This is a genomic window from Hyella patelloides LEGE 07179 (assembly GCF_900659865.1).
GTDB lineage: Bacteria > Cyanobacteriota > Cyanobacteriia > Cyanobacteriales > Xenococcaceae > Hyella > Hyella patelloides.
Genome location: NZ_LR213993.1, coordinates 1 through 11,490, shown reverse-complemented (window position 1 = coordinate 11,490; position 11,490 = coordinate 1). Strand labels below are relative to the sequence as shown.

9 protein-coding genes and 1 pseudogene are annotated in these 11,490 nt (G+C 37.4%); 6 read left to right on the top strand and 4 right to left on the bottom strand.

What is annotated here, in order from left to right; translation table 11 throughout:
• From H1P_RS37720 to H1P_RS39515, 4 genes and pseudogenes are all read left to right on the top strand, one after another.
• On the top strand, window positions 1–217 hold a 217-nt coding region (locus H1P_RS37720), incomplete at its 5' end, for a hypothetical protein (protein ID WP_222427228.1).
• Entirely contained in the window at window positions 217–2,139 is a 1,923-nt protein-coding gene (gene shc, locus H1P_RS25370) for a squalene--hopene cyclase (protein WP_144872681.1), read from the top strand. The genes H1P_RS37720 and shc, both read left to right, overlap by 1 nt.
• A 177-nt stretch (window positions 2,140–2,316) precedes the next feature.
• On the top strand, window positions 2,317–3,633 hold the full coding sequence (locus tag H1P_RS25365; protein ID WP_144872678.1) for an alkaline phosphatase PhoX: 1,317 nt from the start codon (window positions 2,317–2,319) through the stop codon (window positions 3,631–3,633).
• A 140-nt stretch (window positions 3,634–3,773) separates the two neighbouring features.
• A pseudogene (locus H1P_RS39515) lies at window positions 3,774–3,893 on the top strand (IS4 family transposase); the annotation flags it as partial.
• On the opposite strand, the gene H1P_RS25355 reads toward H1P_RS39515, so the two are convergent.
• The 4 genes from H1P_RS25355 to H1P_RS25340 all read right to left on the bottom strand — a co-directional run bounded on the left by H1P_RS25355 (window position 3,870) and on the right by H1P_RS25340 (window position 7,624).
• On the bottom strand, window positions 3,870–4,094 hold the full coding sequence (locus H1P_RS25355) for a hypothetical protein (RefSeq protein WP_144872675.1): 225 nt from the start codon (window positions 4,092–4,094) through the stop codon (window positions 3,870–3,872). The pseudogene H1P_RS39515 and the gene H1P_RS25355 overlap by 24 nt on opposite strands.
• Window positions 4,095–4,167: 73 nt before the next feature.
• Entirely contained in the window at window positions 4,168–4,533 is a 366-nt protein-coding gene (locus H1P_RS25350; protein WP_144872671.1) for a NirD/YgiW/YdeI family stress tolerance protein, read from the bottom strand.
• Between the two features lie 407 nt (window positions 4,534–4,940).
• Complete coding sequence (locus tag H1P_RS25345; RefSeq protein WP_144872668.1) at window positions 4,941–6,920, bottom strand: DICT sensory domain-containing protein; 1,980 nt, start codon at window positions 6,918–6,920, stop codon at window positions 4,941–4,943.
• 83 nt (window positions 6,921–7,003) lie between these two features.
• The gene (locus H1P_RS25340) at window positions 7,004–7,624 is read right to left on the bottom strand and encodes a pentapeptide repeat-containing protein (protein WP_246141945.1); all 621 of its coding nucleotides are present in this window, start codon (window positions 7,622–7,624) and stop codon (window positions 7,004–7,006) included.
• Between the two features lie 542 nt (window positions 7,625–8,166).
• On the opposite strand from H1P_RS25340, the gene thiL reads away from it, so the two are divergent.
• The gene (thiL, locus tag H1P_RS25335) at window positions 8,167–9,168 is read left to right on the top strand and encodes a thiamine-phosphate kinase (RefSeq protein WP_144872662.1); all 1,002 of its coding nucleotides are present in this window, start codon (window positions 8,167–8,169) and stop codon (window positions 9,166–9,168) included.
• Window positions 9,169–9,705: 537 nt separating this feature from the next.
• Window positions 9,706–11,490, top strand: a 1,785-nt coding sequence (locus tag H1P_RS25330; RefSeq protein WP_144872659.1) for an ATP-binding protein, incomplete at its 3' end; no start/stop codon positions are given.

Sequence of the window (11,490 nt, the reverse complement as noted above, 5' to 3'; positions counted from 1 at the left end):
TGTCGGTATTGGCGCTCGCTTCAAATGTTTGAGAATCTGTAATTCTACATCCATTGCCCTCTCTACCTCACAGCTTCTAAATATTTCTTCTATTGTAGTTCAAATTTCGGAAAGTGACAGAAGAGGGATAAATCAACAATCACAAAACATTTTGTTGCTATTTGCCATGAAGTTTGTTATCCCTGAGTGGTGCTACAACTTCTTCAACTCTAGATAATGCAGACGGAATATCAATTAACTTTTCCACAAAAAGTCGAACAAGCGATCGCAGCAAGCCAAAAATACCTCTTATCAATTCAATATCCTGATGGTTATTGGTGGGCAGAATTACAAGCCAACGTCACTATTACATCAGAGGTTTTATTACTCCACAAGATTTGGGGTACAGATCGTAGTTTACCTTTAGAGAAAATCGAGTATTATTTGCGATCGCAGCAACAAGATCGTGGCGGTTGGGAGTTATTTTACGGTGATGGAGGAGAACTCAGCACTTCTGTTGAAGCCTATATGGCTTTGCGTCTTTTGAATGTTCCCGCAAACGATCCTGCATTAGTCAAAGCCAAGAAATTTATTTTGCAACGGGGTGGTATCAGTAAAACAAGAATCTTTACCAAATTCCATTTAGCATTGATCGGTTGTTATGACTGGGAGGGAATTCCTTCGATTCCACCCTGGCTTATGTTGTTACCTGAAGATGGTATTTTCTCGATTTATGACTTATCTAGTTGGGCTAGAGGTAGTACTGTACCTTTAATTATTGTGTTCGATCAAAAACCAGTTTTTGTCGTCGATCCGATTGTTAATCTCGATGAACTCTACACAGAAGGTATTGACTCAGTAAAGTACGAATTACCCCGCAACGATGACTGGACAGATATTTTTGTTGAATTAGATAATGTCTTTAAACTAGCCGAAAATCTGCGTTTAGTTCCTTTACGTCAAGAGGGGCTAAAAGTAGCCGAAAAATGGATTTTAGAAAGACAAGAAGCCACAGGAGATTGGGGCGGTATCATCCCTGCAATGTTAAATTCTCTGTTGGCGTTACGTTGTCTTAATTATGATGTCGCCGATCCTATAGTAGAAAGAGGATTTGCTGCTTTTGATAACTTTGCTATCGAAAAAGAAGACAGCTTCTATATGCAATCTTGTATTTCTCCTGTATGGGATACAGCTTGGTGTCTCAGAGCGTTAGTAGAGTCAGGAATCCAACCCAATCATCCTGCATTGGTAAGAGGGGGTAAATGGCTATTAGACAAGCAAATATTAGATTATGGAGATTGGCAGGTTAAAAACAAAACAGCTACCCCTGGAGGTTGGGCGTTTGAATTTGATAACAGATTTTACCCCGATCTAGATGACTCTGCGGTGGTAGTTATGGCACTCAACGATGTTGTCTTACCCAATGAAGACGTTAAACAAAAAGCGATCGCTCGTTGTCTCAATTGGATGACATCAATGCAGTGTAAATCGGGAGGTTGGGCTGCTTTCGATCTCAATAATGACAAAGATTGGCTTAACTTACTTCCCTACAGCGATCTTAAAGCCACTATCGATCCTGATACCGCCGATGTCACTGCCAGAATATTAGAAATGATCGGTCAATGTCATCTACCCATGAAATATTCTCGAGTCAAATCAGCCATTTCTTATTTACTGGATGAACAAGAAGTTGATGGTAGTTGGTTTGGACGTTGGGGTGTTAACTATATCTACGGTACAAGTGGTGTCGTATCTGGTTTGGCTTTAATGGCACCTGAAATATGCGAAGACAACATTAATCGCGGTGCAAAATGGCTTGTAAGTTGTCAAAACGAAGATGGAGGCTGGGGAGAAACCTGTTTTAGCTACAACGATCCTAATTTAAAAGGACAGGGTGACAGTACAGCTTCGCAAACTGCATGGGCATTAATTGGTATTTTAGCTGCGGTGGAAGCTACAGGTTTTGCAGCAACTGAAGCTTTAAAAAGAGGTGTGGAATATTTAGTAACTACCCAACAAGATGATGGTAGTTGGAATGAAGAATATTTTACAGGTACGGGCTTTCCTGGTCATTTTTATCTCAAATACTATATGTATCAGCAATATTTTCCTCTATTAGCGTTAGGCAGATATGAGAAGTTTTTCAAAGGGACAGGTTAAAAGCCAATGGATAAGGGTTAAAGCGATTGTCTTAAATATCAAGTTTAATTCTTGTATTTTTGATTCATCAGGCGATCTCTATTTGAGAGTTTCTTCACTCAAAGCATTTGACATCAAAGTTCCTGTTTTGATCTTCTAATTATCAATTAAATTTTGTATTTCATCTAAATAATGATTGTGGATTTATCAAGAAGAAATTTTTTAGGCTTAATGGGTGTAGGTGTAACAGGGACAATTTTAGCTTCTTGTTTGAAAAAAGCTTATAGTGTGTCTACTGAAGCATCATCTTTGATAGTGAGTAAATTTGGTGCGTTAAAACCAGATCCCAAAGGTATTTTAGATTTACCTGCTGGCTTGCAATACAAAATCTTATCTGTAGCGGGAGAAACAATGGATGATGGTTTGCTTGTCCCCAATCATCATGATGGTATGGGCGCATTTGCAGGAGAAAACGGGACGACAATTTTAGTGAGAAATCATGAATTGAGTCCAATACAAATTCCTAATAACCTGGCTGCGGAAATACCTCAATACGATCCACTATGTCCAGGGTGTACTACCACTTTAATAATAGATCGCGATCGCAATTTACAACAGCATTATCTTTCTTTAGCGGGGACAAATCGTAATTGTTCGGGGGGTGTTACTACTTGGAATTCTTGGATTAGTTGCGAAGAAGAGATTGCGACTCCTTACGCTCCGCCTGGGTACAGTTTAGAGGAGGTATTACCCTATTGGGGCAAAGTAAGCAAAAAACACGGTTATAACTTTGAAGTCCCCGTTAAAGGAAAAATAGCACAACCCAAACCCTTGAAAGCAATGGGCAGATTTCGCCATGAAGCGATCGCAATTGACCCCAAAACAGGTTATATTTATCAAACCGAAGATCGTAACAATAGTTGCTTTTATCGCTTTCGCCCTCAAGAAGCAGGAAATTTATCCGCAGGGGGTATTTTAGAAGCGATGGTTATTAAAGAAATGCCCACAGTAGATACAGGCTTAAACTTTCCCCTAAATGAAGCACAATCTATCGACTGGGTCAAAATAGAAGATGTCGATCCAGAGCATGATAGCCTACGTTATGAAGCTCAAGCTAAAGGTGGAGCAATATTTCGTCGTGGTGAGGGTATGTGTTACGCTGATGGCGAATTTTATTTTACCTGTACCAATGGAGGTCAAGCAGGAGTCGGACAAATCTTTCGCTACAATCCCACTCAAGAGACTGTTGAATTATTTCTGGAATCTCCTGGTATTGAAACCCTTGATTACCCTGATAACCTAACTCTTGCACCTTTTGGTGACTTAATTGTCTGTGAAGATGGTAGAGGAGAGCAACGTTTAATTGGTGTCACTCCCGAAGGAGAATCATATCAATTTGCTCGTAATGCGTTAAATAATAGTGAGTTTGCTGGAGTTTGCTTTGCTCCTGATGGTAAAACTATGTTTGTCAATATTTATAGTCCAGGTATGACCTTGGCTATTTACGGCTTATAAACTACCCTTGGTCTGAAAAGATATAAGTCATAGATAATTAGATAATTAATATTATTAACTAACATTATGATAATAAGAATGTTGAATCTCTGCTGCTTGCTAATTCAAGATTTTGCCCTATAGTCATAAAAGAGGGTTATAAGAGCGGAGGTTATAATTTAGAAGGAAGTAAAGCCAATATTGTTAGACTAACTAACTTAATTTTATTAATCGCAATCGCCTATACATCAGCTTGTTTAAAAGGCAAATCTTTTAAGAAATGGTATAAGATAAAAAGTCACATCTGATGATTGATAATCTTGATTGTCTCTTGTTCCATGACGAAAGACTGTAATGACTGAATTAACCCCAATCCAAAGAGAGTCAAGCTTGGGAGGAGGAGTAAATACTTTCACCGTTTGATTTATCAATCGATTTCTGGTTTGTTCTGTATGCTGAAAGTCTTGAATTGGGTTGTTCAAATTTGCAAAGTTTTAAGCTGATCCAATTAAAATTTTTCTGAACAAGACAATTACTCTGAAGTAATAGGTGGAGTTACTTAATAATTTGAAGCTGGTTTACATTAATCTGAATATTTTCTGAAGTTGGGTCTCTTGCTACTTCTTCTGGATGCTGCGACTCAAAATCAACTACACCTGAAATCTGAACATCTATATCAGAGCTGTAGTTAAAATCATCGCTTTGAATTTCAATTGCAATTTGATCTGTTCCGTCAGTAAAAATATAATCTGTTTTATCTGATTGTTGACCAATAATTTTACCTTGTAAGGTTACTTCTTGACCTTCAACAGGATTATCTAAGATAGAGGAAACAGTAGTTGCTTGGTCTTGGCTTGAAGCTTTCATACTAAAAAGAAAATTAATAGCTAATAAAGCTAAAATTACCTTGATTTTCAACATATTTTTTTTATTACACAAAAACTACTTTTAACAATACTATTAACTAGTTAATTTGTAGGTAAAGAGTAATCACTTTAAAGACAATTGATATTTAAAAAACAGCATAAATATTTATTTACTGCGCTTTTCATACTCGTCGTCCACACACAACAATCAAATTTTAAAAAGCTTAGAGCTTAGAAGCTCAAAAGCTCCGAACTAACTAATTAAAAACGGAACGGACATCTCACGGGCTTGAGGCAACCTTATGCGTAGCGGTATCCTTTAGGGCAAGCCACGTGTCCTCGTCTATCCAACTGAAAACGGCTGTATGCTGTTTTATTTGCCTTTTAAACAAGCTGATGCAGGGTCGCTCGTCAAATTATGCTATGCAAAGATTGCACTGCTAAAAAATCAAAGACTAGCTATCAAGATTCAATCGGAAGAGTAAAGTGAAATTGGCTACCTGTGTCTTTCCCTTGACTAATAGCCCAGATTTGCCCCCCCATACTATTAATAATTTGACGACAGATAACCAACCCTAAACCAGCACCATTTACTGTGCGTCGTAGATAACTTTCTGCTTGGGAAAAACGGTCAAAAATTGTCTCAAGCTCATTTGCTTCAATACCTCGTCCTGTATCAGCAATAATGACTTCTATCATCGGTTTTATCAAACCGTTTGTCTCAACCTTTTCTTTTATGTTGTGTATTTTGGCTTTAACCAAAAGTTCTCCATCAGTAGCCGTAAATTTACATCCGTTGTCTAGCAGTTTGTAAAATACTTCTACCAACCCTTCAACATCAGCCAATACAGAAGGTAATTGATGAGATAATTTTATCTTGATTTCTGGAATGCCTTTAAATTGAGAAGTTTTTTTAATTCGGTGTAAAGCTAAATTAAGAGGATATTCGATGGGAACGGATTCTATATTGTGGTAGACTTTTCCAGTTTCTAGTTTGGATAAAGTCAAAAAATCTTGAATTAGCTGAGCTAACCTTTCACTATCAGATAAGGCAGTATCTAACATTGTTTCCCGTAATTCACTGGGCATATCGGGTTCATCTGCTAAACTTTCCAAACAGATGCGAATTGTGGATAAGGGTGTACGCAACTCATGTCCTACCACCGCAATTAAATTACCCTGAATACGTTCTACTGCTGCTAACTGTTGATTTAAATCTACCAAGTTATTATAAGCACTGGCTTGGGTTAAAGCAGTTCCTGCACTATGGGCTACGGCTTCTACTAAAGCAATATCTTCAGGTTGCCATTGAAACTTTTCGATTCCGCTATGATGTAACTCTAAAACACCTAAAAGTGTTTCTCGATAGCGAATGGAAACCATCAACCAAGAATCAATTGCAGCCCGTTTAATTTTTTCTCTTAAGATGGGATTTTCCTGTAAATAAACGTTATCTGCTACATCATTGATAACCAGTGCTGAATCTTGCGTTTGAGCAACTATAAAAATCGGATTATCTACTACTGACCACTTTTGACCTGTTAATGACGGCATCATCTGGGGTACAGATTCGTATTTGATTGTCACTTCAGTATCATTAGAATTGATACGATATAAAAGACAACGACACTGAGGAAAAATTTGACCTAATTCTCTGACTGTAATCTGAAGGATTTCTTGTGGATCGAGAGAATTGCGTTGTGCTTGGGCAATTTTGTTAATTAATTGCTCTTTGAGTTCGGCTGAAGCGATCGCTTTATAGGCTTTGAGTAACTTATATTGACCAGCTTGTAAATAAGTTACTAAACGTTGCGTAAAAATTCCCAAATCTACAGATTGAGAGGTCAAAAACAATTTTTGATTCTGTTCTCGGTACGATCTGAACAGTCTTCTTGCTTGTTGGGTTTTCGCTTTTAATTCGGGGCGGTAGTTAGCAATAATACCTAATAACCAATCAGCAGCACTATAAACAATCTCGCGATCAAAACTCCAAATGCCTTCAAATCTTTCTCCTTGTTCTAAAACAGAAGAAACATCTCTTAACTCTGTTACCGAAAGTTTCTCCTGTGCCACTACACAAGCGGAATATTGTCGTCCGATGACTACTAAATAGCCTTCACCCGCTAACGTATCGGTTGATTGTATAGGAATTGTATCATAATTAGTATTAGCGATCGCAAAACTAGATTCGGCATCTGGTACTCCAAAAATGTAAACATGGTTTTTTTTTTGAGCCATATCTTGAAAACGTCGCTCTGCTTGATGAAAAAATTGCTCTTTCTGAAAATTGGCAATTACTAAATATTGATGATTATCATCGGCCAAAACAATATCTTGCATTGCACGAGCTAAAGCAATTAAAGACGATTTAAAATATATTTGAGGACGCAGAACAGAATACTCTGTAACCAAGTCCCGTAGTAGAGAATTAGTTAGTTTCATGCTGTTTCCTCATTACAATCAAACAACTCCCAGTATATTGAAACTGGCAAAAAAATTCTGATTTGTGCCATAAAAAATTGAGACTACAAAATCCTTTTACTTAACTGATTACTCCCAATTTTATTTACCTGCTTACTAATGAATTTGGCTTTGCCTAGATCGACATTAGGTAAAATAGTTTTACTTAAATCTGCTCCTTCTAAAATTGCTCCTTCTAGGTTAGTATTGCTCAGGTCAGTTTGAGCTAAACAAGCTCCAGTAAGCACAGCATGATTAAGGTTAGCTCCTTTTAAATTTGCTGAACGCAAGTTAGCATAACTAAGGTTAGCTCTCGATAAATCAGCACCTCGTAAGTCAGCACCTTCTAGGCAAATCAGACGCAGATCCGCATCAACAAATAAAGACTTCTGTAAACGAGATTGAATCAAATTAGCCCGAATCAGCATTGCATGGCTAAATTGAGCCTTAATTAAGTTTGCTTGCTTAAAATCTGTATGCCAAAGAGTTGCCCCTACAAGATTACATTCAGTTAAATTTGCTTTTCTTAAAACGGCACGACTTAAATTAATTTCAGCTAAATTAGCTCGCCATAATTTAATCTCACTTAAGTTGACTTCAATCAAATTTCCTTTAGTGAGATTAACCCGGCTAAAATCGCGTTCCCCCGAACTATAAAGCTCTAGAAGTTGAGAAGCATCGATCATTCTGGTTTTTTGTTTATGTGGGTTGAGATAAAACATCCAATATTAAGCTAATACGCCTCAATACTTTAAAGAACAAACTGTAAGCAACATTTAAGAATTATTTTGTCTTAGTAAAAGACAATTTAGGGAAACTAAAAATAATTAATTAAAAATTTCGTGATTTTTCTAAGTCATAAAGATACCTTTTGTCAGATATTTATTAACTTATGTAAATAATTGTAACTAAATATGCAGACAATTGCTGACAAAGCTTGACGAAATAACCGAATATTTTAGGCAAAAAAGCTAATAATGGGGAATTTTTCTGGTGCTGAAGCTGAATCTTAAGAAAAAATTAAAAAATCAATATAACTTTAACCAACTTAATAATTATCAGATACTTCCATAAAAACTGCTAGCTACCTCTTTTTATCAAACTACTGGTAGATAAAAAAGCACTCAGACCTTTGCTAGTTTAGGTGCTATTACGTTTATTTGAAAATTTTGTGCTTATCGATAAACGAAACTAATATTTCAACGGATTAACTACATATTGGAGTTTTGTGAACAATCAATTAGTAAGAGATCTTGGCGAACAAGGCTTGTTACAAAAAATACAGCCTTTTTGTCCTTTAGGGGTTATTGGAGACGATGGTGCAGTTATCGATATTAAAACAGATTATCAACTGGTAGTAACAACAGATGTTCTAGTAGACAGGGTGCATTTTAGCGATCGCACTACCTCTGCTTTTGATGTGGGTTGGCGTAGCGCAGCAGCTAATTTAAGCGATTTGGCTGCAATGGGAGCAAATCCTCTGGGTATTACAGTGGGTTTATCGTTACCAGGAGTAACGTCTGTAGCTTGGGTAGAGGAACTTTATCAAGGTTTACACAGTTGTTTACAGCAATTTGACACCCCGATAGTGGGTGGGGATATTACGCGCTCTGATGTAATTACAGTAGCGATTACGGCTTTTGGTGAAGTATTACCCCGACAGGTAATATCTCGCTCTGGTGCGCGGACAGGGGATGTAATTTTAATCACTGGTTATCATGGACTGTCTAGAGCAGGACTAGAGTTATTGCTCAATCCCCAGCTAAAAGAAGCTTTAAACCCCAAAGAAAGAGCATTGTTAATCAAAGCTCATCAAAGACCCCAACCAAGGCTAGATGTAATTGCTAAGTTACGTAAAATCGCTTCTGATGCTGTTGTTACAGGGATGGATAGTAGCGATGGATTAGGAGATGCGATCGCTAAAATTTGCCGTTGTAGCGGGGTAGGAGCAGTGATTGAGAGTCACTCTATTCCACGATGTCCTACTTTAAATAAATTATCCTCAGATTGCCCCACCGAGCAATGGATCTTAGATGGCGGAGAAGATTTTGAACTGGTTTTATGTCTAGCTTCTCAGTTGGCTCAAGAGTTACTGTCTGATTTAGGAGAAGGTGCAGCGATTATCGGTCATATTAGGGACGAATCTCGAATCAGAATTAATGGAACTCAAGAAATCAGAGAAAGAGATATCTCGGATTTAAGCGCGGGATTTCAACATTTTTCTATATAACTTTAATTTAGAGAGAATTATAAGAAAAATTTAACTATTACCCTTAATCCATTTCTGGTAAAGCGTATAGCTTGTGTTAGATTGGAATCCCCAAAAACATCTATTCTTGTTGGTAGAAATCGTCAAAAAATGGGAATGCTAATTTCATAAGGGATAGTCATGGCAACACTGTGAACACTCATTAGCCTTGATAAATAAGGATTGAGCCTATTCACCACGTCAACCTTTTCTCTTTTTGTGTAACTCATAACTTGAGATTGTTAATGCTCAAGACAAAGACAATCTCTATTACAAAAGTAGATTGACGGGGCATACAAGCACCGCCCTTCGAGAGCGGTGTCAGCCCCTCACGAAGTCAGAGGAAGCTCCGAATCGCAGCGCGTTCCCTTGCGCCTTACGTCGGCGCGGGGTCGCTGCTCCGTTTTATTTATCCAAGAGATGGGGACGGCGGAGTCTCTCTGACAAGACTATGATGGTTAGTCAGTTTTCTTCGTAATCTATGACTCGATTGTCGAGTGAGAATAATTGACGAAATATATGCAAGACCTAGTAAACTTGAATCAAATAGCCGAAAAAATTCTCAATTTAGTTGCTCATAGCTCTAATCCTTCCGTTTTGTTAGAAGATTTAGCTTTAAGCATCGGTACTTCTTTTCAAGTTGATGCTTGTATTGTGATTTCGGCTAAAGAAAATTGTCCGCAGAATTTAGCAATTGGTTGGTGGAGCGAGAAAGGATTCCCTACTGTGGATAGCCAGATGTTACATAAACCCTGTTGTGAGGTGTTATGTGAAGCTACAGATAGTGGCTTCTCTATCCAAGAAAATAAGTTTCCCGATATTTTTGCTTCACCTACTTCTTCTCTGATTGCTGCTAAGTTTCAGGGAAAAACTAATGGCGCATTGGTTTTGCTCAAGTCCCAGTCTTATTCATGGAATCTCTCAGAAAAGCAACTATTAGAAGCAATGTCAAACGCAATGGCGATCGCCTTTTCTCAAATACAGCTACAGCAACAGGTACAAACTCAAGCTGGTTATCAACATCTACTCAATCGTTTGAGTAACGCTATTTCTAAAAGTTCTGATATCAAGGTATTATTCAATCTTGCTTTGTCGGAAATGGGTAAGGCTCTAAAAATAGATCGAGCTAAAATTCTGACTGTTAAATACAAAGATCCTTTCTTTGTCCAGAGAAAAAACCAGCAAACAATCAAAGCAACTCTTACTGTCGCCGAAAATTGGTCAGCACAAGAAAGCGATGCTTCCTTTCCAGAAAAGTTTTCTTTTCAGTTAACTGATTCAGATTGTTGTCAACAGGCTTTGCACCAAGCACCTCAACCTTTAGTCGTTAACGAAGGAGCGAATTTTCCCGATCTAGCAGTAGAATTAATTTCCGAAGGTGTTCAACTGATTCCTTCTTCTGCTTTGTTAATGATGCCTTTGATGGGTAAAACTACCAGTGAATCACAACCTGCATTAGTTCTTGGTTTTCTCGTCTTACAACGCGATCGCCTGTATACTTGGAATACTGAAGAAATCAATTTAATTAACTGGATTAGTGTCCAAATGAGTACGGCTTTAATTCATCATCAAACACTCAATCAAGTACAATCTATTGTGGAAGAAAGAACATCTCAACTTCAATGGAGTGTCGATGTTCAGGCAAAACTTTCCGAAAAGATGCGCCAACAAATCAAGCAACTTAAAAAATTAAATGATTTGAAAGATGACTTTTTAAACAGTATGAGTCATGAGCTTAAAACTCCAATGACTAGTATGAAAATGGCGATCAAAATGTTGAGACAAAATATATCTGATACGATGCGAGAAAGGTATCTCGATATTTTAGAACAAGAATGGGATCGTGAATATAACCTAATCAAAGATTTACTAACTTTACAGCAGGTAGAGTCAGGAGAATTAGCTTTTGACCCTCAAGAATTACATTTGAATCAAATTATAGAGAATCTATCTGCATCTTTTACCAAAAAATGGCATTCTGATAAAGGTTTAACTTTAGAAACTACTTTGTCGAATTCTAATTTACAGCTTTATTCTGATTTGGATAGTTTGCAGAATATTCTTAACGAACTATTATTAAATGCTGGTAAGTATTCTGATGCCGATACTACGGTACAGTTATCAGCAACTACTTGTAATACTCTAAAAGGGAAAGAAATAGAAATTACAGTTAGTAACTATGGTGCAGAAATTGAACCTAGTGAGTTACCCTATATCTTTGATAAGTTTCGCCGTGGAAAAGGAGTAACAGATCGCGCTGTACCTGGTACTGGTTTAGGTTTAACTTTGGTCAAACATTTAGTA

Bases quoted from the DNA above. Each gene is read 5' to 3' on its own strand.
- shc (WP_144872681.1), top strand. From the start codon at position 217: ATGCAGACGGAATATCAATTAACTTTTCCACAAAAAGTCGAACAAGCG.
- H1P_RS25350 (WP_144872671.1), bottom strand. From the start codon at position 4,533: ATGTTGAAAATCAAGGTAATTTTAGCTTTATTAGCTATTAATTTTCTT.
- H1P_RS25345 (WP_144872668.1), bottom strand. From the start codon at position 6,920: ATGAAACTAACTAATTCTCTACTACGGGACTTGGTTACAGAGTATTCT.
- H1P_RS25340 (WP_246141945.1), bottom strand. From the start codon at position 7,624: ATGATCGATGCTTCTCAACTTCTAGAGCTTTATAGTTCGGGGGAACGC.